Consider the following 26,745-nt stretch of genomic DNA (forward strand, 5'->3'; position numbering starts at 1 on the left):
AGCGCCACCGGTTACCAGAAAACGAGCCATACTCTCTTTTCGCTCCGTGCAATGTAAAAAGTCATACCCGGTTATCTTGCTGATACGTCGGGGGAAGAGTTTGCTTCATTCACCTTTCAGAACGGCTTAAGCAAACGGTCAAGATAACTTAATAATTGCTTATAGTACCGTCGATATTTTCATAATGCAAAAATTGCCGCATAATTTTCTGGAAAAATCCATTTTTCAATAAAAACTCACAGAGCATTTTCTAAGGCTTTTAGACTCTGCGATCACATGCGTTCTTACTGTCCACGCATCCATTCGTCTTCATGACCGCATCTTCCAACTGGATGATACGGAAGCCCCAAAACCCGCACCAGTAACCTCGCATAATGACTGATGGCTCTCGGCTCAGGTGTCATTCTTTGAAGTAGAAAATACAAAGCCGCCGCAAGGTGCGGTCTGTCAGGCGCTTCATATCGTAACAGGCTGATTTTATTGGAAAGTCTTCTTTTTGATGGCGGATGGGGTGGGATTCGAACCCACGGTACGGTTCCCCGCACGCTGGTTTTCAAGACCAGTTCCTTAAACCACTCGGACACCCATCCTCATGTCATCCATCTGAGGACCTGCCGCCTTATAAACAGGATATGGCCACCCTGTCCAGCGGGAGAAAACACGATATATCAAGTGCAGCAAACTTGCTCTTCGTGCGTCAGGCTTGTACAAGCCCCATCCTTAATAGACATTCCTTTCAGGGACGAATTATGAAACAGCAGGCAAACCTGATCCGCGCCGGTCAGGTGATTGAGCATGATGGCCGCCGCTGGACGGTGCTGAAGCAGCAGATCATCACCCCCGGCAAGGGCGGAGCCTTTATTCAGGTTGAAATGCGCGACCTGAAAACCGGCAACAAAACCAACGAACGCTGGCGGACCGCTGATAGCGTTGAACGCCTGATGACGGAAGACAAGGAATACCTGTATTCCTACGCCGATGGTGAACTGCTGGTTCTGATGGACCCAGAAACCTATGACCAGCTGACAGTTCCTGTGGATCTGCTGGGTGATCAGGCCCCGTTCATTCAGGATAACATGACCATCAACCTGCATCTGGTTGAAGGTGACCCGGTGGGTATTGATCTGCCGCCGCAGGTTACGCTGGAAGTTGTGGAAGCAGATCCGGTTGTAAAAGGCCAGACAGCCTCTTCCTCCTACAAGCCTGCAAAACTTTCCAATGGTGTAAAAACCATGGTACCGCCCTTTATTGAATCGGGTGAACGTATTGTGGTTCGGACGGAAGACGGTTCCTACGTCGAACGCGCCAAAGACTAATCCCTTCCGTTTTTCTCTCCAGAGCAGGACAAAACTACAGTGGCCATGCGTCTCTCCCCCGTCATGATGGTGATGCAAACAGCAGCCCAGAAGGCAGCCAAGCGTCTCCTGCGCGATTTTAATGAAGTCGAGCAGCTTCAAGTCAGCATCAAAGGGCCGGGAGACTTTGTTTCCCAAGCTGATCTGCGCGCAGAACAGACCCTGCGGGAAGAGCTTGAACGCGCCCGCCCCGGCTATGCCTTCTTTATGGAAGAATCCGGCAAATCCGGCAGCGATAACTGGACATGGCGTTGGGTGGTAGATCCGCTGGATGGCACCACCAACTTCCTGCACGGTATTCCGCACTGGGCTATTTCCATTGGCTTGCAGCGCCGCCTGCCAGATGGGCGTATCGAACTGGCAGCAGGGCTGGTTTACAACCCGGCTGCGGGTGAAATGTTCTGGGCAGAAAAAGGCACCGGTGCCTATCTGAACGAACGGCGTATCCGTGTATCCGCACGGCGTGACATGCAGGAATCCCTGTTTGCCACTGGCATTCCATTCGCCAAAGTGCCTGCGCGTATGCGCCTGCCATTTGCACGCGTGCTGGGTTCTCTTATGCCGCGCGTAGCCGGTGTGCGTCGCTTCGGTGCCGCCGCGCTGGATCTGGCATGGGTAGCTGCCGGGCGTTACGAAGGTTACTGGGAATTCGGCATTAAACCGTGGGATTGTGCTGCTGGCGCCCTTATCGTGCGTGAAGCTGGCGGCCAGGCAACAGACCCCGCAGGCGTTGATCTGGATGATCTCCCTGATGATGTCATGATTGTTGCTGGTAACGGCAATCTGCACAGCAAACTTCTGGAAGTGGTGGCAGATAGCCTTAAAGACGGCAACTAACTTTTCTGCCCCAGATTACCACCTAAAAAGCCTGCCTCATTCTGATGAGGTGGGCTTTTTTGTTCTTCATATGTTGCTTTTTGATTTCTAGCTCTGGCATTCCGCGCCGGAATGGATCATCTAGTATTTATCATGCAGACATCCTTCCCCTCCGCTTACGATGCCCCAGCACTGGTTGCATATAAGGGAGCCTATTCCCTTCTTACGGAAGATGGAGAGGTTCTCCATTTGTCTGCGCAGGATGTTAAGCAAAACCTGCAAAACATGCCTTGCCCGCTTGTTATCCATGCACCTGCATTGGCGCGGCGGCTAGATTTACCCCATCCGGGGCAACCTGCCCCGTGGCTGGATCTGTTAGAACTGTTTGCCTTTGTGCACCCAGCCACATCTGTTGCCCCAACCCCACGCGGGTTAGCACTGGCCTTGGGGATGCAAGATGCGGATATAGGCGCCGCAGAAGCAGATCTACTCCCTCGCCTTCTTTCTCTGTTGCTCACCAATCTGGCACGCCAGAACAACGGCACAACAGCAGAACATCTTGCTGCCCTGACCTTGCGGCTTGGCCAAGCAGGATGGATCTGGAGCGGTACAGTTGCCGAAACCTTAGGGCTGCATGAAAAACTAACGCCGCAAGGCAAATTGCCCGAAACCATGCTGCAACCCGGGGATGCGCTGCGTATCTGGCGTTTTTTGCCAAAATGGGAGGAAACGCCTCTTCCCCCTCCTCCTGCGTCTCACCCTATTTCCCCTGTAGAGGCGCGCGAGCAGCTTACCAAGATGCTGGGCGAAGATGCCGAAATCCGCACAGGGCAAGCCGACTTTGCATCCGTTGCCACAGGGGCTTTTGAGCCACGCAATGTGCGTGGAGACCCCGCCATTGTACTGGCAGAAGCTGGTACAGGAACAGGCAAAACCTTAGGTTACATTGCCCCTGCCAGCCTTTGGGCCGAGCGGAATAAAGGGGCTGTTTGGGTCAGCACCTATACGCGCCACCTGCAACGCCAGATTGAACAAGAAACCCGTAGGCTCTACCCAGATCAAACCACGCACCGGCAGCGCGTTGTATTGCGCAAAGGGCGGGAAAACTATCTGTGCCTGCTGAATATGGAAGAAGCTGTTAATACTGCAGCCTCTCGCCCTGCGGGTATTACCATCGCCCTTATCATGCTGGCCCGCTGGGGCTTAGCCACCGCAGATGGAGACCTGTTTGGGGGAGACTTGCCCGGCTGGTTTGGGGATCTGTTCGGCCAAGGGAATCTGATAGGCGTAGCAGACAGACGCGGCGAATGTATTCACGGTGCATGTGCCCATTACCAGCATTGCTTTGTTGAACATTCCATCCGCCGCGCGCGTGAAGCAGATCTGGTGATTGCCAATCACGCTCTCGTTATGGCGCAGGCCGCCTACGCACAGGCTGGCATGAGCGATGATGCCGATGAAACGGATGATCCCTCAGCCCCATCCCGCTATGTATTTGATGAAGGCCACCATCTGGCCGATGCCGCAGATAGTGCCTTTTCGGCCGAGCTTTCCGGGCTGGAAGCAGCCGAGTTACGGCGTTGGCTCCTTGGTGCAGAAGGCAGACGCTCCCGCGCGCGCGGCTTAAAACGGCGCTTGGATGATCTGGTTGTGGGCCACCCAAAACTGGAAACACCCTTGGAAGCTGCCCTTATGGCAGCAACGGCGCTTCCTGCCCCCGGCTGGTCTTCACGCTTAGGGCAAGAACAGGCGGATGAACCACCGCCGCCTGAACCTCCAGAAGATATCGGGCTCTTTCCGCTTGAACCAGAAGCGCCTCAACCGGTTTTGGAAAACCCCACAGAAGTTTTTCTGCGGCTTCTGCGCCAACAAGCGCTTGCCAGAACACAGGAAGGCGGAAAACAGCACGTTTATGCAGCCCTTGAATGTGATCTGCACCCTTTGGTGCCAGACTTGGCAGAAGCCGGACATCTTCTGGCCCGCGCCTTAACGCGCCTTGTTGAACCTTTACGCACCTTGGTGGACCGCCTGCACGCCCGCCTGGAAGAAGATGCCGAAACGCTGGATTCCACAACACGCGGGCGCATAGAAGCCATGACACGCGCCTTACGCCGCAGAGCTATCTCTCGGCTAGATGCGTGGATTGCCATGCTGAGCGCACTAGACACACCACCTGAACCCGATACCACCCCTTCGCACGTGCACTTCATCCGGGTTGAGCGGCGCGAAAAACAGAGAATGGGGGAGCAGGATGTGGGCCTCTATCGCCACTGGCTAGACCCCACCATTCCATTTGCTGGAATCATGGCCATACCTGCGCAGGGTATGCTGATTACATCTGCCACCTTGCGTGATCAGCAAACCAATGAACCGGATAGCGATAACGCAGAACAGGCGTGGGAAGCCGCTGAAGCACGCACTGGGGCCAATCACTTCCCTTCCCCACCTCTGCGTGCCAGCTTAGCCAGCCCGTTTGATTATGCCCGCCAGACGCGCGCCTATATTGTAACGGACATAGACAACAGCAGCATTGTGGATCTGGCAGCCGCATTTCGCACGCTTTTCTTGGCATCCGGTGGTGGGGGCTTGGGGCTTTTTACGGCCATTTCTCGCTTGCGTGGTGTGTATGATCGCATTGCCCCAACGCTGGAAGAAAACGGCCTCCCGCTCTACGCCCAGCATGTAGATGCGATGGACAACAATACGTTGGTAGATATTTTCCGCACAGAAGAACACGCTTGCCTGTTAGGCACTGATGCCATGCGAGATGGCGTAGATGTACCCGGCAATGCGCTACGGCTGGTGGCTTTTGAACGTGTGCCGTGGCCGCGGCCAGATATTCTGCACCGTGAACGCCGTATTCACCTTTCTGGAGGTGACCCGAAATCTTTTGATGAACGGATTGCACGCCTGCGGTTACGTCAGGCCTTTGGTCGGCTTATTCGCCGCCAGTCTGATCGGGGGGTATTTGTCCTGTTAGACAGGCGCACCCCTACCCGCTTGCTCAGCGCGTTTCCCGAAGGCGTGGAAGTTCGTCGCCTTGGGTTGGCAGACACAGCACGGGAACTTGCTGCCTTTTTAGCAGATACAGAAAGGGCCGATCAAAACTGATCGGCCCTGCCTGAAAAATCAATCTACTTTCAGATTGGTTGCAGCCTGCTTGCCGCGTTCTTCAACCAGATCGAAAGAAACTTTCTGTCCGTCATTCAGGCCACGCAAACCCGCTGCCTGCACTGCGGTAATATGCACGAACACATCTTTACCGCCATCATCTGGGGCAATAAAGCCATAACCCTTGGTGGCGTTAAACCATTTTACTGTACCGGTCGGCATGAGCGGGATAGTCCTTGTTCTTCTCAACGTTTTGTCCTGCTGCACACCGTGTGCGGTTCAGGATATACCCCATCCCCCCATGACCAGCCACAATTGTCAATCATAATTCGATAACAGGCCATGACGAGGACAGGAAAATAGCACTATGGATTCATATTGCTTTTCAGGAAATTAATGCTGCGTTCCTGCGCTTCCTGATAAGCTTTGGCATTAAAAGCGCTTCTTTCTGGGCAACCAAAGCCGTGCCCTGCATCGTCGTACACGTAAAGTTCAACTTCCGGGCGCGCCTGCCGAATGGCTGCAATATCAGTATGCGGAATACTTGTATCCTGTTCACCGAAATGCAGCTCTACGGGGCAACGCGGAGTCTCATTCCGGCTGGCGGCAATACCTGCCCCATACCAGCCAACAGCGGCTGCAAAGTCATCCGTTCTGCATGCAGCTTCCCACGCCAATGTACCACCCCAGCAATAGCCGATAATGCCCACCTTACGCGGCTTGAACACTGAGGCGGCTGCCTGAATATCCAACAGTGTTTTAGCAAGCGGAATTTGCGCCCGCAGCGCCTTGCCTTTTTCCACGCTTGCTGCGGAATAATCCAGCTCCACCCCACGTTGTGCGCGGTCAAACAAAGCTGGCGCAATAACGTGGAATCCGGCCTTGGCAAAGTTTTCGCAAACCTGCCGGATATGGTGGTTCACCCCAAAAATTTCCTGAAGCACCACAAGTGTGTAAGGATGATGGCTACCTTCGGTTTCCCACGCGGAAAATTCATGTCCATCCGCAGCCTGAAGTGTAGTGATATGACCCATGCGAGCACCTCCTATCTGTTCTTACGTTACAGCAAAAAGAAACTTTATCCACATTCCTTGACTCTGCCTTTGGCCAGACCTATCTCCTTTTCTGGCACTCCCGGGGTGGGAGTGCTAACGTAACGCGGCGTTATGTTACGCGCGACAAAGTGGATGGGGCTGCTTTCTGTTAAGGGCACCATCCCAAAAATGAATGTGGAGCGATCCATAATGACGAAGTTTCGTCCCTTACACGACCGGGTAGTTGTCCGTCGCCTTGAAGGCGAACAGAAGACCGCTGGCGGAATCATTATTCCTGACACAGCTCAGGAAAAGCCTATGGAAGGCGAAGTGGTTGCAGTGGGTCCGGGTGCCCGGAATGAACAGGGCCAGATTGTGGCGCTTGATGTTAAGGCTGGTGACCGTGTCCTGTTTGGCAAATGGTCCGGCACAGAAGTGAAGATCGATGGCGAAGAGCTGCTGATCATGAAGGAAAGCGACATCATGGGCGTGGTAACCGCCTGATTTTGCGCTGATCCGCATTATTTAATTTCAGAACGATCTTCACAGGAGAAATTCAATGGCTGCCAAAGACGTAAAGTTTGGTGCAGACGCACGCCAGCGTATGCTGCGCGGTGTGGATATTCTGGCTGACGCTGTAAAAGTAACGCTGGGCCCCAAAGGCCGTAACGTGGTGCTGGACAAGAGCTTCGGCGCTCCCCGCATCACCAAGGACGGTGTTTCCGTTGCCAAGGAAATCGAACTGGCTGACAAGTTCGAAAACATGGGCGCTCAGATGCTGCGTGAAGTTGCATCTAAAACCAATGACATTGCTGGTGACGGCACCACAACGGCTACGGTTCTGGCTCAGGCTATCGTGCGTGAAGGCCACAAGGCTGTTGCCGCTGGCATGAACCCGATGGATCTGAAGCGCGGGATCGACAAGGCTGTTGCCGTTGTTATTGAAGAGCTGAAGAAGAACGCCAAGAAAGTTACCACCCCGGCGGAAACCGCTCAGGTTGGTACGATTTCTGCAAACGGTGAATCTGAAATCGGTCAGATGATCTCCGAAGCCATGCAGAAAGTTGGCTCCGAAGGCGTGATCACGGTTGAAGAAGCCAAGCACTTCCAGACAGAACTGGATGTTGTTGAAGGCATGCAGTTTGACCGCGGCTACATCTCTCCGTACTTCGTGACGAACCCGGAAAAGATGACAGCGGATCTGGAAAACCCCTACATCCTGATCCATGAAAAGAAGCTGTCTTCCCTGCAGCCCATGCTGCCGCTGCTGGAATCCGTTGTTCAGTCCGGCCGTCCGCTGCTGATTATTGCAGAAGACGTTGACGGTGAAGCACTGGCAACTTTGGTTGTTAACAAGCTGCGCGGTGGCCTGAAAATTGCTGCTGTTAAGGCTCCGGGCTTTGGTGATCGCCGCAAGGCTATGCTGGAAGACATTGCTATCCTTACGGGTGGTCAGGTCATCAGCGAAGATCTGGGCATCAAGCTGGAAACCGTTACCCTGAACATGCTTGGCACCGCCAAGAAAGTGCACATCGACAAAGAAAACACCACCATTGTTGATGGCGCTGGCAAAGCCGATGACATTAAGGGCCGTGTGAAGCAGATTCGTGCGCAGATCGAAGAAACCTCTTCCGACTACGACCGTGAAAAGCTGCAGGAACGTCTGGCCAAACTGGCTGGCGGTGTTGCCGTGATCCGCGTTGGCGGTTCCACCGAAGTGGAAGTGAAAGAACGCAAAGACCGCGTTGACGATGCCCTGCACGCAACCCGCGCTGCTGTGGAAGAAGGCATTGTTCCTGGTGGTGGCACGGCTCTGGCCCGCGCTACGCTGAAGCTGGAAGGCCTGCACTACCACAACGATGACCAGCGCGTTGGTGGTGACATCATCCGCCGCGCCCTGCAGGCTCCTCTGCGCCAGATCGCTCACAACGCTGGTGAAGACGGCGCTGTGATCGCAAACAAGGTGCTGGAAAATAACGACTACAACTTCGGGTTCGACGCTCAGGCTGGCGAATACAAGAACCTGGTTGAAGCCGGTATTATTGATCCGGCCAAGGTTGTCCGCACGGCTCTGCAGGATGCAGCATCTGTTGCTGGCCTGCTGATCACCACGGAAGCCATGGTTGCAGAACGCCCGGAAAAGAAAGCAGCTCCGGCTGGCGGCCCTGACATGGGTGGCATGGGCGGTATGGACTTCTAAGCCTTACATTGTAACTCAGAAGTCTTTTAAACTGCCTGACGGGTGGAGGGATTATGTCCCTTCACCCGTTTTTATTTGCACACGGCTATAATTAAACCCAGTGTTTTGATAAAAAGTATTGGATGCTATAAAACTGCGTAAAGATTTTCACGGGCAACTACTTTTAGTACCCCATTCGTTAGGTGCAGGCAAAAATGCTGGAAACAAAAACTTTTCGTGGGTTACCTTTTTCATTATCTCCAGCACTCACAGAAAAAGTTTGGAATTTCCAATCTGAATCCACGCAGATCCAGCAACTTTTTCTAAGCCCTTCAGGACGTATAAAAGAACCCGACAGCTCCAACGCATGGTTGTGGAGGATTGAAAACCATCAGCTCCTTATCCTTGCAAACGATGGAGATCTTGCATGGCAGTCAACTGGCATGGAATATCGGGCTGATGGAAGATTAGTTATTTTTCTCGAAACCCCAAAGCACGATCTCTGCGCCATTTTAGAAGAGCAAGCACCTTTATCTAAGCCTCTCCTCACCGAAAAAACTACGGATGCTGTTCTTCCTACACAAAGCATGGAATCTACAGAATTAGAGGATTCTGAATTTATATTCCCCAGCAATCTAGAAATTGTTCCTACAAAAGTAAAAAAGGTGCTGATTATAGGTTCCAGTATCGGCGCCTTATGCCATGAACAACTCACACAACAATATCTAGATATTCGGTTTGATTTTATACCCTATGAATTTGTAGCTCCGCTGCCTGCATCCTTACCTGTTCCATTAGAAGATTATGATTTTGTATATCTTCAGCCTTCTTTGCGCTCTATTTTAGGTGATGATATTGTTTGGGGTGCGCGTTTTAATACGCCAAATTTTGCACAGAATGTTCTGACGAATGCTCAAGAGACACTCAAAAACTTTATTCAGCATGTTCTGGATTATGCCGCTTTATCCGACACACCTTTGTTGGTTTCAAACTTCCTAACTCCGCAGATCCCTCCCCGGCCTTTTTCGCGGGATCACGGCGTTAATATGTCTGTATCCACCATTATTCAAAAACTAAATATTCTACTTTCTACAGAATTAGATAATCACCCCCAAATAAAACTTTTGGATATGGAAGCAGTCACTTCAATTGTTGGCAAACGTTATATTCAAGATGACACAATATATTTTAATACCCATAACGGAATTATCTTTCAGGATTGGGATGATTTTGGCCCCTTTGAACAAGGCAGCCCTCTCCCAGATCTGCAAACCATTTATCCCAACAAGCATAACACTATAGGAACACTCCTTTTCCGACAGATGATATGGGGGCTGCGCGCCCTATGTCAGACTGACTGTGTTAAAACAGTTATCTTCAGTTTAGATAATACGATATGGCGCGGAAAACTCTCAAAAGATGCTTCTGGCGCCCAAACTTTGCCTATGCCAAGGCAAGATGGCTGGCCAATGGGCATATGGGAAGCAATCCAGTATTTGCGGGGGCGCGGCATAAAGGTTTGTCTTTACGCAGACGGGAATGAAGCAGACATACAGGCTCAGTGGGATAAAATCATTGAACCCAAATTTTTGGCTTTAGAAGATTTTGATTACGTTGCTGTTAATTCTGCACCCATAAGCAGTATTATACCTGATATCTGTTCAAAATTTTCTGTACAGTCAGCAGAAATTGTTTTGGTTGATGCTTCCGCCATACGTAGAGCAGCTATTACAGAAGCTTTTCCTGACATACGCACCATAGGAAAAAACCCTTATCTTACAAGGCGCATCCTGCTTTGGGCAGCAGAAACACAGGCAGATTTCAAACAAACTTTGTCCCATAAAACAGAAAAATTAGAAATACCACCAGCGCCTTCTGCTGTAATGCAGGCTCCAGCCAGCAATTTTACACCACAATCACTAAAGATGTTGCAGTTTATGGACTGCAAGGTTTCCCCGCATCAGATTATTTCATCTGATGATAAGCTTTTAGAAAGCCTGCCTTCTTTAATTAAAAACTCCCTGACTTCAAAGGCAGAAGATGTAAATATTACTCAGGAAACAGTAAATTCTTTTACATCCACAGACTCAAAAAAAATGCTCTTAATCTTCTCAGTAAAAGACAGATTTGCTGATTACGGCCCTTCTGCGGCCATGTTTATTGATGATCATGCCATAAATCGTTTCATTTTATCTGCACGCGTACACGGAATGGGCACTGAAAACTTTATGCTTTCTGAGGCCGCACAACTTATTCGCAATCAGTTTGGTGAAGGCGATATTACAATCTCCCTCCCCATAACATCCAATATTTCCTTATTCCGAAATATGTACGCGCAAGCAGGTTTCCTGCCCAGAGACCATAAAGATGGTACTGAGGTATTTTATTTACCTGCTGGCCTATTACCCCCTACAAGCCCGCATGTTTCTTAAAATAAAAACTCAATATTAGATAACGTCTGTTTATCTTATAGAGAAAATTCACGGATCAAGGCTAAAAAGCGTTGCATCTTTTTCGGGTTCGGTAAACAACAAAAGAACCATGTGAAACAGGAGTTTGAGGAGGTATTAGTAAAATGAAAAGACTAATTATGGATTTGGATGACACTCTGACGCTTACAGATGCATCCAAGTCCTACTCTGAAAAAAAACCCAATATTGAAGTTGTTGAAAAACTACGTGAATACAAACAGGCAGGTTTTGAAATTGTCATTCAAACTGCTCGTAATGTACGCACCTATAACGGCAATGTAGGTAAAATAAATGCAAACACGCTGCCCGTTATCATAGACTGGCTGCGCAAGCATGATATTCCTTTTGATGAAATCTATGTCGGCAAGCCATGGTGCGGCACTGAAGGCTTCTACGTAGATGATAAAGCTATCCGTCCTGATGAATTTTTGAAATATTCCTCCGAAGAAATCAGGAAACTCCTGAACATCGACAATTAACCGATGGAATATCCATGACGTCTTTTTCCCTCATCCTGTCTGGTGCATATGTTGACCAGGAATTGGCCATTGAATTTGGCCGTATTCCCCCTTCCTTTCTACCTATAGGTGTTACACGTCTTTACGAAACCCAGATTAAAGCATTGTCTAAACTGGGTTCTGTCTATTTGACACTGCCTGAAGATTTTAATGTTCCGCATTATGACATGCAACGATTGGAAGAGTTGGGCGCAATTATTGTGCGTGTTCCCAGCCATCTATCGCTGGGCAATTCCATCATCTATGCACTGAACTACATTGAAACTTCAGCTGAAACCTTGCACCTACTCCACGGTGATACGCTTGTAGAAGGATTAGACCTTGAACAGGTTGATGCCTTGGCCGTGCACCATGAAAGTGATGATTACGCTTGGGCTTCTGTGAGCGTCCAAAAAGACGATACTGTCTCAGACTTGCAGGCAATCCAGTTAGAAGCAACCCCACCACAACCCCAGCATATTATTTGTGGTTACTTCTGTTTTTCCAAATCTCGCCATCTTGTGCGGGCGCTTACGCGCGCAGGAGGAAGCTTTATTAAAGGTATCGCCTTATACGCAAAGGAACATACCTTAAAAGCCATTTACCCTGAGAAATGGTATGATTTTGGGCACCTGCAAACCTATTTCCGCTCACGCCGCAGTGTCACAACACAACGCGCATTCAATTCTCTCTACATTGATGATCGCATTGTGCGCAAATCCAGTGATGACCATAAAAAAATGCATGATGAAGCCACATGGCTCCAGAATGTACCGGCTGATATTAAACCGTTTACAGCACGCCTTTTAGATACGTCTGAAAACTCTTACACAATAGAATACGAATACGCGCCCACCCTGTCGGAATTGTTTGTTTTTTCCAGCATAGGCAAAGCCACATGGGAAAGTATTCTAGAATCATGCTTTGAATTTCTTTCCATTTGTCAAAAGCATTCTACGCCTGAAATCAAAGGCAATGATATTCTCAAGCTCCTTGCAACAGACAAAACCTATGATCGCATTGCCCAGTATTCTAAAGCAACAGGGTTTGATATTAATCATCCACTGACGCTAAATGGTAAAAAATTACCCTCTCTTAAACAAATGGCTGATGAAATGATCAGCAATATTGATCTTTCATCTGATCGTAATGCATCTATTATGCATGGAGATTTCTGCCTTAGTAATATTCTTTACAACTCCCGTGCACGCCGTATTTGTACAATCGATCCGCGCGGTTATATTCCCGTTACCGGCTCAAGCATTTTCGGCGACATTCGATATGATTTTGCCAAACTATGGCACTCATTCGGGGGGTTATATGACCTGATTATTGCAGGCCATTATCTTTTTGAGGCTGAAACTCCTTATAATTTCAGCATCTCCTTCCCATCGGGACCGCATCATGAGTGGGTGCAAGCTGATTTCTTACGAAGGCTCCCTGACAACATAAGTAAAACTGAAGTAAATTCTTTAACTGTTTTGTTGTTTATCAGCATGCTGCCGCTACATGCAGACAGACCAGATAGGCAAAAAGCTTTTATTGCCAATGCAGCCCGTCTTTATCAGCTTATATAAGGAGTTTTGTCTATGATTGTTATACCTATGGCAGGTCTATCCCGTCGATTTACAGAAGCAGGGTATAAATTACCTAAATACATGTTGCCTGTCGGCGATAATACTGTTTTTTCTCTTGCTGTTGGAAGCTTTGAAAATTACTTTGCGCAAGAAAAGTTTGTTTTTATTGCACGCGATGTAGAGGATACAAAAAACTTTATTGCCAAAGAATGCCAAAAAATGGGCATTAAGAACTTTGAAACAATCATTCTTGACGCCCCCACAAAAGGGCAAGCAGAAACAGTTGAGCTGGGCATTGTGGGGAGCAAGTATCCTTTAGAAACCCCGCTCACTATTTTCAATATTGATACATTCCGCAAAAACTTCTCTTTTCCTTCTGAGCCTTGGTTTGCTCATTCAGACGGCTATCTGGAAGTATTTAAAGGGACCGGACAAAATTGGTCTTATGTTGGTCCAGAAAAAAATAGTAGTGAACCGCGAGTTGTTCGCACAACAGAAAAAAATCCAATATCTGATCTATGTTGCGATGGTTTGTACTACTTTGCACGTGCCTCTGATTTTCTATGGGCACTAGAAGAAGAAAAAAAAGCTCCTTCTATGCCTGAACTTTATATTGCTCCACTTTATAATCATCTTATTGAACGTGGATCTTCTATTCATTACGAACTAGTCGATAAGAATGATATCATATTTTGTGGGGTCCCCAAAGAATATGATGATGTTCTAAAAAGTATCTCTTCATAGAAATATTCTAGTCCACTCCAATCAGCAGCAATATTTATTTATAATATTGCTGCTGATTGATGAATTTTATTAATCATCGAAAATAATTTGCTATTTTGCCGATTATAGTTATGGCATAAACAAGCTCTAGCGGAACGGCATTGATTTTCGTAATATCCCACAGAGAAAATGATAAAGGCAAGTATGATGGATTACGAAGAAGTTCTAAAAAATCGACAAGAGGTTCTAGATCTTGTTAATGCAGGAAACATACAAGAAGCTTTTTCTCGGTTAATTGAATGCTCTTATACTTGCCCTGAAGATAATAGCCAGCACTCTGCAGCCATTAAAGCTATTCAGGAGCAAATCATTGAAGGCCTTATCCGCCTAACGTCAGACCAAAACTATCGTGAAATCTTCATTATTCTCAATCGCCTCATAAGCTTTTTTGGTCTTAGTCATCGTCTTTGCCTCGAAATTGGGCTTCTTAATCTATCACGCAAGATTGACCTGGATTTCCAGATACAGTTTTTAAAAAGTTTACCACCAGAAATACTCAATGATCCCATTATTCAGATCATCCAAGCAGAAACATTGCGCTTGACGAATAATCCTGCCGCAGCCTGCGCAATTTATAATTCTCTCCCCCCCCGTGAAAGCTGGTGGCCTTTTGACCCTCTGTGGGAAAGTCTGACGCAAGGGCTTACAAAATATTTACTGGAAATCAATACAAAGTTTCTTCACAGGCAGGCAACCAATTCTACAGGATGGCATATGGAACCTCATGCCCTTAACGCTCTCATCGCAGGCCTTATTCGACCCAATTCTGGAAATGCGAACGATTTCCGGCACCACATCGAAAGAATTATGTGGCATACCCCCGTCCCGAACACGGATGTTGGCGGTTTAACCGTTGCATTTCTTGCTACGCATATCACGGACTTGGACCCTGACAGAGCTGCCATAGTCTTTCATTTGGCCGTCTCCTTTGAGAAGCGGCATGAAATTGATCTTATCCTACAAAAAGAAGAATTTATTGTTACAAAGCTTGCTTATCATCCGCTTTTTATAAAATATTTTGATATTTTTTCTCAGAAAAACCTTTCTTATCGAGATAAATTTAATGATATTCTTGATGTATTCCTCAAATCTTCTTTCTGCAAAAATTTTGTAGAAGGAGATATGAAAGCTTTTAACTTTAGCACCTTGTTCAACACGAATGTATGGGCAACAGAAGTTCTTTCTCGCTACAGAAAACGTCTGCCCCTACAAAGTATTCGGGGGGTGCCATTCCTTGCGCAACCACGTCATGCCATTTTTCCTAAAGTAGGGGGAGAAAACCACCTCTTTATTGGTATCTTTGGCCAAATGCGTGATCCACGTGGCAGCTTTTCCAAAGTTATGGAATATCTCTACAAAGATACGCAAGATTGGCGGGCTAAAGGCAAAACGGTTAGCATCGGCATTTCCACGTGGGATCAGACGGGGCAGAAAAAGATTGAAGATGGAAGCCCTACGAGCGAATTTGCTCATCGGGTTCCTGAACCTATCAAGAAAATTCTAACCGAACACCATATCCATACCCTTGCAGAGCTCCGTAATCTTCTACCATCCACGGCAGAAGCCATTCAGAAAGCGTCTTATTCTAATGAAACTGTAAGTCTGGAGCTTCTTCACGAAATTGCCCAAAGTTGCGGTTTTGATAGTTCTGATATTTTCATTAATATCTCTACAGAAAACCAATATATGGATGATATCGGACGTGAGTTCCGTGCATTTTACAAAAATGCTGGTTCAGGCGTGGAAAATCAGGCGCGTATGTGGCACCGTATTGCCGGTTTATATGATCTGACACACCAAGCTACAGAACGAAAAAGTGCAGCTATAGGCACAATGGCACTTATACGTCCTGATGTGTTATTCGAGAATTCTTCCATTTCCGACCTGGCAAAAACCACTGCTGCTGAAACATCTGCGCCTACAGCGATATGTGACTTTGATCCACAAGCATGCTGGATTGAAGGGGTAGGAGACCGTTACTTCGCGGGGAGCGCTCAGGCCGTAGCAAGAGCTTTTGATGCCAAAGACTTGATCCTACAAATTATTCGGGATCCCGCATTGTCGGAACTCTATCATGATCGGCCTTTCTGGCACCGTTTTGCACAGACCGTTTTTTACGAAAGCGATGTGTTCTTGCAAAGCTCCACCGCCATTCATATGCGCTTTCTAAGGCAGAACATTGATCTTAATGTTCTGAAAGCCGCTTTAAAAGCCGATTACGAGCAGACGACAAATGAAAGCATAAAAAAACTTATCCAAGACCACATATAAGTTACTTTATATAGTTGTTCTAGGCAGATCAAAATATCCTACCTAGAACAACTATTTATTGAATTTTTTCTAGATGGATATTCATATGACCCAAAATATATCTTTATCCTTAAATTCATTACTTGAAAAAAATTCACAAATATCATCACAATCTAAAAAAACTCTCCAAATTCCATCGGAATCTTCCATTCTTGAAAGCACGCATGGAAGTGGTTTGGGCTCTGTAAACCGCCTTATTTTGCAAGGAAATGCCAAGGTTCGGAACTGTCGGCGTAAAGGTATTCATCCAACCCATTTAGCGCCACCATCCATGTTTCCAGCTACGGTGAGACCAGAACATCTCATAGCTTTCCATAAAGCTTGTCGGGAAAAACAAGCAACCGTTATGGTTATGGGAGATAGTATATTTGCAACCGCAAGTGATATGGTTTGCCATACAGAAAATGCGACTTATGCATGGCTGGAAACACTCCAACAACAACTTCCACATGTAAGATTTACATTTATCAATGCGGCTGCAGGGGGACGATCTTGGAAGGATATGAACTCACAAGCTACTCCAGCACCAGAATGGATAAATCCACCACCAAACATGAATTGGAAAGAAGCTGTCCGACATTATCAGCCCGATCTGCTTCTTCTGCATAGTGGCGGCAATGACGTTGGAAGCTTTAACCCCCTTGATGTGAAAGAATTAATCGCTTTCTTTTTAAGCGCCCCTAAACCACCATCCATTATTTTAGGCTTAACGCACCATCCTTCCCAGGCATCCACCATTAATGGTTATGCAACACAAGAATATCAGGAAGGTCTGGACGGCATTATCAAGTGGTTGCGTACATATGCGCAACGAGAGGGATTTGGTTATCTGGATTTTCACCGCTGGCATAGCATGCGGCGTGATGGGTTTGACCCCTGTGAACTCACTCTTACACGAGTGCACCCCGAAGAAGGGTCGGGCCTCTCATCCTTTGGCTCTTATGTTTCGGAAACTCCTCATAATAACTGGGATTTCCCTACCTGCGAAAACGAAAATCATATTTCTGCCAATAATTGTACAGATTTTGCGCTTGCATTCGAATTAGAAAAAAAGCCTGCTTTTCTTTCTCTCAATCTCAGTTCTGGATATTCCAGCGCATTTCATCCACCTTACTCCAATAAACTGCATGTCTTTTTTGACGATGACAGTGGTTGTATCGCTTATTCTTGGAGTGATGGCACACACCCGGATGAAGATAAAAAACGAATAACAAATATTCCTATTCCATCCTTCCCTGCTCTTTTTAATATTATGGTTAAGGGAAGCCGCCTTGTCTTTTCAATATGGGTGCCTCTTTCGCATACAAACTGGCAACCAGAACATCTCAATACCCTAGGCACAGGTTATCAATATGTTTGCGATGAAACTATAATTAGATTTGGAAGCCCCTTCACACCTCGCCTAGAATGGGCTGGCTACAATAGATTGCGCATTTTTAATCTCTGCGTTGCCAATGCTTCTGTGGTGAGTGAAAATGCCGTCAGAAATATGCCTGATCGCACAGACAATGATTTGTATGAACACACCTACGCAGCCGGAGGCTCTGGGCATTATCATATGAATGCCTATGGCGTGCGAGATATTCTTACTCCAGTATTTAGAGCGCAAAATTGGGGCGAAAATGGCTTTCCAACATAGCAATTTAAATATTCACTTCGAATAGTAAAAAATTCTTATTTTTTATAAAAGGATGCCATCATGAATATCAAAATTTCTCTCATCTCTATGAGCGCTCTTTTATTTCCTTCTATTGGACTTGCACAAACAGCCTCGCATTCTATTTCGGAATATTCAACAACGTCTATTGTGCCCTGTATATGGGTAAAAGATGCTACAGGCAGCGGATGGCAAATTGGTGATATAGCAACCGTTTATAATGATGGCTCTGTTATAGAAATTACAAAAGTTAACAAAAACGGGTCTATTGCAGATTTTATCGTAAAGAAATATGCAAAAAATCTCAAAAACTATCAGGGCAAACAGTATTGGAGCCCTAATCCTCATGCTCAAAATGATGCAGATCCGCTCCATAAAGCTGCGTGTTTTCGTGTAAACACAACTTCTCTCAATGTCCTTCCTGCAGAAACGTCTCAAAGTATAATGACTGACGCAAAAGCTTCTGCAAAACAAAAAAATATTCAAACACTATTTGATCTCGTCTTTTCTTCACCCTCTCCATATTTTTATTTAGATAAAACCTTAAGCTATTCTTTTGAAAACGGCCCTCCCCTTACACTTCCCAATTATCTAGATAAATCAACAACGCCCTACACATCAGCATCTGCCGTCATCAATATGATAGAGGCAGATACTTCCATGTTTCCTCAAGCCACATTCTCAGGGCTTTCCTTCCCATACGCTGGAGACAGCTTTCCCACTCTAAGTGTTCCTCCGCGGGATTTACCAACTCTGACACTCGGCCGTGTCGATCAAGGACGTGTTGACAATACAGCGCCTTCTTTCTCGATTAATTATGTAAATAATGATCCGGCACATGGAAGAAACTCCATAGACCATATCAATAAACGTAATATTGATATTAATACGATTGTTACCCCACAGGCGATTTCTTCAACGCGCAGCTTGAGCAACTTTCTTGAAGATGATGGAATGCAAGGATACGGACAGCAAAACTATGCTTTCCAAAATGTTTTACACAAAAAAGGCTTGAGCTGGTCTTGGGCGACGGCTGAGGAACTAGATGAAACCCAGGGGCTTGATTATACTTACGGAGATCGCAATGCTCCGTCATTCGGGCAGCTTTCAACTGTAGAATTTGTAGCAGAACACAACTTAAACGCTGTTGGTTATGATTTGGCAGCCACGAGCTATGATGCACAAACAGCGCACCGCATCAATCAACTCGCATCCAATGGCCTTTGGGAACAATATGCGCCGTTCTGGAAACCAGATACATCCTTCGCCCCTCACCAGATGATTCGTGTTGTAGATCCGCGTTCCGGTATGCAACATCTATTTGTAACTGACCAAGGGGGCACAAGTGGCGGGATTTTGCCTCGTTTTGAATTTACTGGAACACGCAAGATTAACGATGCATCGGTTAAATGGTTATATCTTGGTCCATTAAAAGCACAAATCGGCCTTGCCTTTTCAGCTTCATCTAATTGTCATATCCCCACATATCCTGAGAACTACAACGGCAATAAAGTACCTGCCTGCTCAGAAATTGGTGCCGCTTTTGCTGCTCCTGCACATATTTATAATACGGTTTTTGATGCTTCTGCTTCTGTATTCGTTCAACCCGGCATTCACTCATGGGCTCGAACTCAAGCAGACACTTATCTAGATTTGACCGCAGATAGTACTTCTTCTGGTCTTAATAAGCACATTTTGGGCTATGACAGCAAAGAGCATGCCTTAGAGTATCGTGTAAAAACAGAAGAAAATAATAAAATTCAAAATAATAATTCAATGTTTTCTGTAAAAGATACTGGTGAATTAACTACTCAGTCTTTAACCACCAAACATGATGCAAATATCAATGGCAAAGTCACCATTGGGGACACTCTTAAACTGCCATCCAAGAGCAAAGAGGAAATAAAACAAATTACATCAGCAAAACCTGGAGAAATTATTTACGATACAACAGATGATGCCCCAGTGATTTACACAAAGCACGGCTGGAAGATTATTCCATTAATAAGTCTGAAATAATACGATCCACGTTATTAAAATATTAAATAATCTGCGTGGAAATATCATGGGAGGTTACTTATGCTCTATCTTACATACTTGGTATAGTACCTCCTTTATGATCAATACCCATTCTGCTTTTTAGTGTATAAATGGTGTTGTTTACAATTGCTGAAAACATTTTATAATCGAAAAAGGTAGAAATCTTTCCTTATAGAGAATCTTATATGCTTACTCCAATAAATGAAATTCTAACCATTGAACAATTAACCGGTCATTCTTGGGCTTGGGGGCCAGCCAACCATCCTGTGCAATCTACCACATTTGGATTTGCCCCAGATGGCCTTATTACAGGGTGGGAAAATCATCCCCAAGAAATAAGCTGGAAACTTGATGATGATGGCTTAAAAATATTTTCTGCGGAAGGTAAGTGTTCTTGGATATTTAATATAGCCGATAAATTAGGAGACGAAATTCGCCTATTTGGTAGCTGCCAGCAATCAGGCTTCCAATATCTGGTTTATCAGCTAATTGCGCCGTTAGCCCTTCCCAAAACTAAGGAAGAAGGCATTCGCTTGGTTATCTGGGATCTAGATGACACCTTCTGGACCGGTACTTTGTCTGAAGGTGAAATTACCCAAATTCCAGAAAACATTAATATTGTAAAAGAATTAAACCGCAGGGGGATTGTAAACGCCATCTGCTCTCGGAATGATTTTTCAGATGTGGAAAGCAAGTTAAAAGAACTTGGTGTTTGGGACGAATTTGTCTTCCCGCGCATTGAATGGGGCCCTAAAGGCCCGCTGATTAAGGACATTGTTGAGCAAATTCAGCTACGTCCCGCCAGCGTTTTATTTATTGATGATAATGTAACAAACCTTAATGAAGCTCTGCACTTTGTTCCGAGCATTAACGTAGCTGAACCAACCATCATCCCCACCCTATTGGCAGACCCCAAGTTTAAAGGTAAGCCCGACCCAACTTGCAAACGTCTCCAACAGTATCGTGTGCTGGAAGCAAAGCAGAAAGATAAGTCTGCTATGGGCGGCGATAACATCAGCTTTTTGCGCGATAGTAATATCCGCATTAGTTTCCATACGGATATTGAACAGCAATTCCCGCGTATTCATGACCTTGTAAATCGTACAAATCAGCTGAATTTTACAAAAAAGCGCTGGCCGGAAGATATTGAAGAAGCACGAAAAGTTTTTGAAGCTGAATTACAGGAAGAGTTCAACAGCAACGTAGGTTACGTAAAAGTATCTGATGCTTATGGTAACTACGGAATTTGCGGTTTCTATTTCATTCAGCGTGATACTTGCAAGCACTTCCTGTTCTCATGCCGCACCATGAATATGGGCGTGGAGCAAGCTGTATGGCAAAAACTTGGACGCAAACATATTGATATCCAAGGTAAAGTAGCTAGCCGCCTAGATATGCCGGTGGTTGATTGGGTTAGCTTTGTACCTGATATTGACCATGCAGATAATGGTATAGCTGGAGCAGCACCGCGGCCTACAGTGTGTTTGCGTGGCGCTTGCGATATGATGATGACAGCGCACTTCCTGCGGACAGATGTAGAAACCAAAGAAGAATTCAATTACCCGTATGAAGGCTGGGAAATTGCGACGACCCTACGTTCTGCGCTTGTCAATGAAGCACTGGAACGTCCGATCAACCGCCAAATTATTGCGGCACTTCCTGGTATTCCTGAAAATAGGTTTGCCACAGCCGCTTGGGATGAAACGGCGGATGTTTATGTATTTACATTTGGCCAAGAAACTTTCCATGGGCTCTACCGTTCTAAAACCACAGGCATGACTATCCCTATGGGAACTTACGCGCTCCCATATTACTTGCCCGGCGGCCCCTTTGAAAAGTTCGATTATACCACCGTTCCTTATGAGGAAATTCAGGACAAACTTCCCAACACGACTAGGGACCAGTGGAACTTTTTTAGATCAGAATTTTCATTTGTTGGCGGCTTTAACAAAGATATCTTTGTGAAAGACTTGAGAACTCTATTCAGCCGCCTAAAACGTGCTGGAAAGACCATTATCATTGTTGGCCTAAACAGCAGAGTGGGACGAGACCTGGGTATTCTTTCTGCTTTTGGTCAGATTAACGAACTTACACTACCTGTGGCTCGCGAATTTGGGGTTGATTTCCTAGATGCGCATCAGTTTGTGAAATCTGAAAATGATCTGGCAAAAGATGGAAGTTTTGGCGGGTCTCATTATGAGCGCCGGGTATATAAACAGATATCTGATGCCATTTTGAATATTGTGCACGGCAAAATCAAAAAGATGGAAACCATTCCCTCTTACTAAGTAAACGTAACATTCCTTGCCTGATGATTATGACTTCAGGCAAGGAATACTTTATATTTATAAATACTACTTAAAATACACTCCTTCAGCTCAGGACTGATATCCTGAACATGACGATGAGGCATTTGTCGTAGCGTGTTACGATGCGTCTCCAGCCCTCGAATCTGCCAAACATGGTCTCAATACAATTTCGACGTTTGTATTTTTGCTTGTCGTTCCTAGGGTTCAGCTTTCCGTGCTGAAAGCACCGTCCATCATCCGCACAAAAATCCTTATGGCTCCCCAACGCTGCCAGCGGTTGCAGAGTGTTTTGTGTGGCCCATATTCCCGTAGCGCATCCTGCTAGCGCAGGCCACTCCAATTGGCAAAATGATACCGCTCAGCACGCGGCCAAGGCGTATTCTATATAACTCGGCCCATGGGCCATAGTTAAAGACAGGGTTATTATAATCTGCCTTAACCTAATTTTAATCCGGTAAAAATCTATCCGGTAAAAATGAATCTACCTTGAATATTGTTCCGGATAAGATATGATTAAATTCTTACGTTAACCAAACATAGCGCCAAAACAATATATCTGGAGACTGTCATCAACATGCCGGGGCAATATGTCACTATGACAGCAAAAAAACACATAAACCCGTTGGCCAAAATGGTCACTCTTATTGGGGGCGGTATCCTCTTCCACGTTGGTGCTACATCCAGTTACGCGGCAGATACCCTTCCCGCAATCGATACCGGTGATACAGCATGGATGTTGGTCAGCACCGCCCTTGTGCTGATGATGACAATCCCTGGTCTGGCCCTGTTTTATGCGGGCATGGTGCGTAAGAAAAACGTGCTGGCAACGCTTATGCAATCCTTTGCTCTGTGCTGCATTATCTCCATTGTATGGATGGTAGCTGGATACTCCCTTGCCTTCACCACAGGCACCCCGTGGATTGGCGGCTTTGGCCGCATGTTTCTGAATGGCATTGGCGCCAACATTCATAACGGCGCGGATATTGGTTTCACGCTTGGCGCAGATTCTCCCAACGCCACAACCATGACCATTCCTGAGAGCATCTTCATGATGTTCCAGATGACATTCGCCATCATCACCCCGGCCCTGATCTCTGGTGCATATGCTGAACGCATGAAGTTCAGCGCCATGTGCGTGTTCTCCATCATCTGGTCTCTGATTGTATATGCTCCTATCGCGCATTGGGTCTGGAGCCCTATTGGTTGGCTGGGTGGCCTTGGCACGGCAGATTTCGCTGGCGGTACAGTCGTGCATATCAATGCGGGTGTTGCCGGTTTGGTGTGCGCTCTGGTGCTTGGCCGCCGTAAAGGTTACGGGCAGGATGATCTCTCCCCCTTCAACCTGACATATGCTGTTATTGGCGCTTCCCTGCTGTGGGTTGGCTGGTTTGGCTTCAACGCTGGTTCTGCAGTGGGCGCGAATGGGCGCGCAGGTATGGCCATGGCTGCCACCCAGATAGCTGCGGCTGGTGCTGGTGTATCCTGGATGTTGGTTGAATGGCTGCGCTCCGGCAAACCCACTGTGCTGGGTGTCATTTCTGGTGCTGTAGGTGGTCTGGTGGCCATTACACCTGCTGCTGGCTTTGTTCTGCCGGGTAGCGCTCTGATTATCGGTCTGATTACTGGCGTTGTCTGCTACTGGGGTGCCACATCCCTGAAGCACATGATGGGATATGACGATAGCTTGGATGCCTTTGGCGTGCATGGTGTGGGCGGTATTGTTGGCGCTCTGCTAACTGGCCTGTTCGCCTATGGCCCGCTTTCTGCAACGGATTCAAATCCCTCCGGCATTACGGGCTCTGTGCATCAGCTTATTGTTCAGTCAGAAGCTGTGCTCGTCACCATTGTATGGTGTGCGGTTGTGTCCTTCATCATCCTAAAAGTGGTTGATCTGGTTATCGGCCTACGCGTTACACCGGATGAAGAACTGGAAGGCCTGGATATGTCCCTGCATGGGGAACGTATTAACGACTGATCCTTCTGCAAGCACACTTTAATTCCAGCTTTTATACAAAGCCCTCTCCCGTCTATTCGGGAGGGGGTTTTTGTTTTTCTCATAAAAATATCATCCCCCATTCATTTCAACGCCACAGTTTGCGATAATATTTTCTGGGAATAAAAAACGGCATCGGGTCGTTTTTTGATTCGTCCCTTTGCATGAGGTTTTATTTTATGAACTTTTCTGCACGCACCGGCTTGGCTGCGTTACTGCTTGGTTGCGCAACTGCTCTTTCCGCTCCTAGCGCCCATGCACTGACGGCCAAGGAATGCCACGCAAAATTCAAAGAAGCCAAAGCGGAAAACACGCTTAACGGCCAGACATTTAAAGCATTTAAGGCTGCCAACTGTGATGCCACCACGGCAGAGGCTGCTCCAGCCACAGCCAACAAACCGGCAGAAACCACACCAGAAGCTACCAAACCGGCTGCGCCTAGTGCTGTAAGTGCTTCTGGCGCAACCTTCCCTTCTGCGGTCGATCCTCAGTATTCCAAGCTCAGCGCAGGTAAGGCCCGCATGAAAACCTGCCTGGATCAGTACCACACCAACAAATCCAGCAATGCCAATGGCAGCATGAAATGGATTCAAAAAGGTGGCGGTTATTACAGCGAATGCAACAAGCGCCTGAAAGGCGAATAATCTAAGAGCTTGAGGCAGGAGAAACCATCTTCTGCCTCTCTTTTATATTAACGGCGCACCTGCTGTGCTGGCATCACATACAGCGTGTGTGTGCGGTAAGATATCCAAACACGATGCGCGGCAAACCAATCTGATCCTAAAAGCATATCTACGGTATCATGCACGGGGGCAACCGTAAGAACCGGAGATTTTTCCTGTTCCTGCCCAATCTGGAACAGATGAAACTTATGCCAATGATAAATCTGCTGGTGCCCATCTACCCCGGTTGTCATTCCACCCGGATCAGCCGCCAAGGCTTGGCGGGAAACACCAATACGCTCAGCCGCACCAATTGAGACAATGCGAGATCGTGCCCCGCTATCCACCAGTGCCTTAAGCTTTGTGCCGTCTAGTGTAACTTCCGCCACCACCCGCTGGCCTGCTGCCTGCAACGGCACCGCACGATAAATGTAACGCCATCCTTCTGGGCCATTGCAATCTGCGGAAGTGGCGGACCAGAAAGACAGCGTCCCGCCCGCCACATTAAATTCCACATCATAGCGAGAGAGCAGATCCCCCCCCATAAGGCCCTCTACTTCAGGCTCGGTCTGTGGAACTGCGGGTAATGTATCTACCGGAATGGAAACAGGACCAAACTCGACATTCTGCGCACGAAAGGATTTTACAATCGCATTGGGCACAATCCGCCCTATTCCCCCAGTGCCCCGCACAACGGTGTGCACGCTTTTATCCCGCTGGGCAGCGAAAAGTGAGGCAGCCTCTGGTGAAATAAGGCTTCCCTCCGAACCTGTATCCACAATCATGCTGACAGCATGGCCATTAACGCTCACAGGAATGTTCAGAAAACCCTGATCATTCCGTAACGCCACACGCGCTACCAGCTTATGGCACCCATCTGCCGCATAAGCTGAAGAAATACCACCAAACGGCACACTGGCCCCGCCACCTATTATTAAGGCGCAAGCAACTATTTGGCGTTTCATGCCAGCTCCCGCGCAAAACGGTCTGTCGCATTCAGCAACGCCGTTAAAATACCGGGCTCGAACAACGCATGGCCTGCGGCGTTAATCAATTGGAAATCGGCTTCCGGCCATGCTTTGTGCAAATCCCACGCTGTGCGTACTGGCGTTGCCATATCGTAGCGCCCTTGCACAATCACTGTAGGAATATGGCGAATGCGCCCGACATCCCGAATAAGCTGGCCCTCTTCCAGCCAGCCCCCATGCACAAAGTAATGGTTTTCAATACGAGAGAAGGCAAGCGCGTAATCAGCCTCATCATGCTGCGTTTCCATTTCTGGGCATGGCAACAAGGTTAAGGTGCGCCCTTCCCACAAACTCCAAGCCCGCGCAGCTTCCAAACGAATGGCGGGATTATCTGATGTCAGACGCTTGCGGTACGCAGCCATCATGTCCCCCCGCTCTGCGGGCGGAATAGGTGCTAGAAAATCTTCCCACTTATCGGGGAAAAGCCAAGAGGCGCCTTCCTGATAATACCACAGCAATTCGGCCCGCCGCAGGGTAAAGATACCGCGCAGCATCAGTGCAGTTACGCGGTCCGGATGTGTTTCGGCATAAGCCAGTGCGAGCGTAGAGCCCCATGAGCCCCCAAATACAGCCCATTTTTCTACCCCGCACATTTCTCTCAGACGCTCAATATCTGCAACCAGATGCCATGTTGTGTTTGCTTCTAACGAAGCATGAGGAAGCGAACGGCCACATCCACGCTGGTCAAATAGCACAATACGGTAACGCACCGGGTCAAACAGCCGCCGTTGAGAAGGTGAGCACCCCCCACCTGGGCCACCATGCAGAAATACAACCGGCACACCATCGGGGTTACCACACTGCTCCCAATAAATCTGATGCCCTTCCCCCGTATCCAGATAACCATGAGCATAGGGTTCGATTTCGGGCCACGGTGCACGCAACGCCTGTATCATGCCGGTGTGTTCCTTATTTTGCATTCT

19 protein-coding genes, 1 tRNA gene and 1 pseudogene are annotated in these 26,745 nt (G+C 47.3%); 15 read left to right on the forward strand and 6 right to left on the reverse strand.

Annotation, left to right across the window (positions count from 1 at the left end; genetic code table 11):
* Positions 1 to 500 precede the first annotated feature (500 nt).
* Positions 501 to 590, reverse strand: a tRNA-Ser gene (locus tag ACP7IZ_RS11015).
* 159 nt (positions 591 to 749) lie between these two features.
* On the opposite strand from ACP7IZ_RS11015, the gene efp reads away from it, so the two are divergent.
* The 3 genes from efp (at position 750) to ACP7IZ_RS11030 (ending at position 5,282) form a co-directional block, all read left to right on the forward strand.
* The gene (gene efp, locus ACP7IZ_RS11020) at positions 750 to 1,316 is read left to right on the forward strand and encodes an elongation factor P (RefSeq protein ID WP_087636042.1); all 567 of its coding nucleotides are present in this window, start codon (positions 750 to 752) and stop codon (positions 1,314 to 1,316) included.
* Positions 1,317 to 1,361: 45 nt separating this feature from the next.
* Entirely contained in the window at positions 1,362 to 2,192 is an 831-nt protein-coding gene (locus tag ACP7IZ_RS11025; RefSeq protein WP_081461451.1) for an inositol monophosphatase family protein, read from the forward strand.
* Between the two features lie 111 nt (positions 2,193 to 2,303).
* Positions 2,304 to 5,282, forward strand: coding sequence for an ATP-dependent DNA helicase (locus tag ACP7IZ_RS11030; protein ID WP_426849194.1), 2,979 nt, complete (start codon positions 2,304 to 2,306; stop codon positions 5,280 to 5,282).
* An 18-nt stretch (positions 5,283 to 5,300) separates the two neighbouring features.
* Here ACP7IZ_RS11030 and ACP7IZ_RS11035 read toward each other — a convergent pair whose 3' ends face one another.
* Positions 5,301 to 5,504: a cold-shock protein gene (locus ACP7IZ_RS11035; RefSeq protein ID WP_003625755.1), complete on the reverse strand. Its 204-nt coding sequence runs from the start codon at positions 5,502 to 5,504 to the stop codon at positions 5,301 to 5,303.
* Between the two features lie 143 nt (positions 5,505 to 5,647).
* Entirely contained in the window at positions 5,648 to 6,316 is a 669-nt protein-coding gene (locus ACP7IZ_RS11040; protein WP_426849196.1) for a dienelactone hydrolase family protein, read from the reverse strand.
* 210 nt (positions 6,317 to 6,526) lie between these two features.
* Between ACP7IZ_RS11040 and groES the strand changes: the two genes are divergently transcribed.
* The 10 genes from groES (at position 6,527) to ACP7IZ_RS11090 (ending at position 22,118) form a co-directional block, all read left to right on the forward strand.
* The gene (groES, locus tag ACP7IZ_RS11045; RefSeq protein WP_026019247.1) at positions 6,527 to 6,820 is read left to right on the forward strand and encodes a co-chaperone GroES; all 294 of its coding nucleotides are present in this window, start codon (positions 6,527 to 6,529) and stop codon (positions 6,818 to 6,820) included.
* Between the two features lie 55 nt (positions 6,821 to 6,875).
* Entirely contained in the window at positions 6,876 to 8,516 is a 1,641-nt protein-coding gene (gene groL, locus ACP7IZ_RS11050; RefSeq protein WP_006116437.1) for a chaperonin GroEL, read from the forward strand.
* A gap of 194 nt (positions 8,517 to 8,710) precedes the next feature.
* Positions 8,711 to 10,927, forward strand: a complete 2,217-nt coding sequence (locus tag ACP7IZ_RS11055; RefSeq protein ID WP_426849198.1) for a hypothetical protein — start codon at positions 8,711 to 8,713, stop codon at positions 10,925 to 10,927.
* 143 nt (positions 10,928 to 11,070) lie between these two features.
* Complete coding sequence (locus ACP7IZ_RS11060; protein WP_006116435.1) at positions 11,071 to 11,445, forward strand: hypothetical protein; 375 nt, start codon at positions 11,071 to 11,073, stop codon at positions 11,443 to 11,445.
* Between the two features lie 14 nt (positions 11,446 to 11,459).
* Complete coding sequence (locus tag ACP7IZ_RS11065) at positions 11,460 to 13,040, forward strand: capsular biosynthesis protein (RefSeq protein ID WP_426849200.1); 1,581 nt, start codon at positions 11,460 to 11,462, stop codon at positions 13,038 to 13,040.
* Between the two features lie 12 nt (positions 13,041 to 13,052).
* On the forward strand, positions 13,053 to 13,784 hold the full coding sequence (locus ACP7IZ_RS11070) for a glycosyltransferase family 2 protein (RefSeq protein WP_426849201.1): 732 nt from the start codon (positions 13,053 to 13,055) through the stop codon (positions 13,782 to 13,784).
* A gap of 183 nt (positions 13,785 to 13,967) precedes the next feature.
* Positions 13,968 to 16,094, forward strand: a complete 2,127-nt coding sequence (locus ACP7IZ_RS11075; protein WP_426849203.1) for a hypothetical protein — start codon at positions 13,968 to 13,970, stop codon at positions 16,092 to 16,094.
* An 85-nt stretch (positions 16,095 to 16,179) separates the two neighbouring features.
* Positions 16,180 to 17,772 carry an SGNH/GDSL hydrolase family protein gene (locus ACP7IZ_RS11080; protein WP_426849204.1) on the forward strand — a complete coding sequence of 531 codons (1,593 nt, stop codon included), beginning with the start codon at positions 16,180 to 16,182 and terminating at the stop codon, positions 17,770 to 17,772.
* Between the two features lie 60 nt (positions 17,773 to 17,832).
* Positions 17,833 to 19,809, forward strand: a complete 1,977-nt coding sequence (locus ACP7IZ_RS11085; RefSeq protein WP_426849205.1) for a hypothetical protein — start codon at positions 17,833 to 17,835, stop codon at positions 19,807 to 19,809.
* A 206-nt stretch (positions 19,810 to 20,015) separates the two neighbouring features.
* Positions 20,016 to 22,118 carry an HAD-IIIC family phosphatase gene (locus ACP7IZ_RS11090; RefSeq protein ID WP_426849206.1) on the forward strand — a complete coding sequence of 701 codons (2,103 nt, stop codon included), beginning with the start codon at positions 20,016 to 20,018 and terminating at the stop codon, positions 22,116 to 22,118.
* A gap of 85 nt (positions 22,119 to 22,203) precedes the next feature.
* On the opposite strand, the pseudogene ACP7IZ_RS11095 reads toward ACP7IZ_RS11090, so the two are convergent.
* A pseudogene (locus ACP7IZ_RS11095) lies at positions 22,204 to 22,332 on the reverse strand (IS5/IS1182 family transposase); the annotation flags it as partial.
* Positions 22,333 to 22,770: 438 nt separating this feature from the next.
* Between ACP7IZ_RS11095 and ACP7IZ_RS11100 the strand changes: the two are divergent.
* Both ACP7IZ_RS11100 and ACP7IZ_RS11105 read left to right on the forward strand, forming a co-directional pair.
* Positions 22,771 to 24,114: an ammonium transporter gene (locus ACP7IZ_RS11100; RefSeq protein WP_426849272.1), complete on the forward strand. Its 1,344-nt coding sequence runs from the start codon at positions 22,771 to 22,773 to the stop codon at positions 24,112 to 24,114.
* A 134-nt stretch (positions 24,115 to 24,248) separates the two neighbouring features.
* Positions 24,249 to 24,776, forward strand: a complete 528-nt coding sequence (locus ACP7IZ_RS11105) for a hypothetical protein (protein ID WP_426849274.1) — start codon at positions 24,249 to 24,251, stop codon at positions 24,774 to 24,776.
* A gap of 47 nt (positions 24,777 to 24,823) precedes the next feature.
* Here ACP7IZ_RS11105 and ACP7IZ_RS11110 read toward each other — a convergent pair whose 3' ends face one another.
* A complete protein-coding gene (locus tag ACP7IZ_RS11110; protein WP_150178159.1) occupies positions 24,824 to 25,759 on the reverse strand; it encodes a pepsin/retropepsin-like aspartic protease family protein in 936 nt (311 codons plus the stop codon).
* A complete protein-coding gene (gene pip, locus ACP7IZ_RS11115) occupies positions 25,756 to 26,742 on the reverse strand; it encodes a prolyl aminopeptidase (protein ID WP_426849208.1) in 987 nt (328 codons plus the stop codon). Before pip ends, ACP7IZ_RS11110 begins: the two co-directional genes overlap by 4 nt.
* Positions 26,743 to 26,745 lie beyond the last annotated feature (3 nt).

It is taken from the genome of Acetobacter sp. AAB5 (assembly GCF_050106715.1).
GTDB classification, from domain to species: domain Bacteria; phylum Pseudomonadota; class Alphaproteobacteria; order Acetobacterales; family Acetobacteraceae; genus Acetobacter; species Acetobacter oryzifermentans.

Excerpts from the sequence above, each read along its gene's own strand:
- efp (WP_087636042.1), top strand. The coding sequence starts at position 750 with ATGAAACAGCAGGCAAACCTGATCCGCGCCGGTCAGGTGATTGAGCAT.
- ACP7IZ_RS11060 (WP_006116435.1), top strand. The coding sequence starts at position 11,071 with ATGAAAAGACTAATTATGGATTTGGATGACACTCTGACGCTTACAGAT.
- ACP7IZ_RS11075 (WP_426849203.1), top strand. The coding sequence starts at position 13,968 with ATGATGGATTACGAAGAAGTTCTAAAAAATCGACAAGAGGTTCTAGAT.
- ACP7IZ_RS11070 (WP_426849201.1), top strand. The coding sequence starts at position 13,053 with ATGATTGTTATACCTATGGCAGGTCTATCCCGTCGATTTACAGAAGCA.
- groL (WP_006116437.1), top strand. The coding sequence starts at position 6,876 with ATGGCTGCCAAAGACGTAAAGTTTGGTGCAGACGCACGCCAGCGTATG.
- ACP7IZ_RS11055 (WP_426849198.1), top strand. The coding sequence starts at position 8,711 with ATGCTGGAAACAAAAACTTTTCGTGGGTTACCTTTTTCATTATCTCCA.
- ACP7IZ_RS11025 (WP_081461451.1), top strand. The coding sequence starts at position 1,362 with ATGCGTCTCTCCCCCGTCATGATGGTGATGCAAACAGCAGCCCAGAAG.
- ACP7IZ_RS11110 (WP_150178159.1), bottom strand. The coding sequence starts at position 25,759 with ATGAAACGCCAAATAGTTGCTTGCGCCTTAATAATAGGTGGCGGGGCC.
- ACP7IZ_RS11100 (WP_426849272.1), top strand. The coding sequence starts at position 22,771 with ATGGTCACTCTTATTGGGGGCGGTATCCTCTTCCACGTTGGTGCTACA.
- groES (WP_026019247.1), top strand. The coding sequence starts at position 6,527 with ATGACGAAGTTTCGTCCCTTACACGACCGGGTAGTTGTCCGTCGCCTT.
- ACP7IZ_RS11030 (WP_426849194.1), top strand. The coding sequence starts at position 2,304 with ATGGATCATCTAGTATTTATCATGCAGACATCCTTCCCCTCCGCTTAC.
- ACP7IZ_RS11040 (WP_426849196.1), bottom strand. The coding sequence starts at position 6,316 with ATGGGTCATATCACTACACTTCAGGCTGCGGATGGACATGAATTTTCC.
- ACP7IZ_RS11035 (WP_003625755.1), bottom strand. The coding sequence starts at position 5,504 with ATGCCGACCGGTACAGTAAAATGGTTTAACGCCACCAAGGGTTATGGC.
- ACP7IZ_RS11065 (WP_426849200.1), top strand. The coding sequence starts at position 11,460 with ATGACGTCTTTTTCCCTCATCCTGTCTGGTGCATATGTTGACCAGGAA.
- ACP7IZ_RS11090 (WP_426849206.1), top strand. The coding sequence starts at position 20,016 with ATGCTTACTCCAATAAATGAAATTCTAACCATTGAACAATTAACCGGT.
- pip (WP_426849208.1), bottom strand. The coding sequence starts at position 26,742 with ATGCAAAATAAGGAACACACCGGCATGATACAGGCGTTGCGTGCACCG.
- ACP7IZ_RS11080 (WP_426849204.1), top strand. The coding sequence starts at position 16,180 with ATGACCCAAAATATATCTTTATCCTTAAATTCATTACTTGAAAAAAAT.
- ACP7IZ_RS11085 (WP_426849205.1), top strand. The coding sequence starts at position 17,833 with ATGAATATCAAAATTTCTCTCATCTCTATGAGCGCTCTTTTATTTCCT.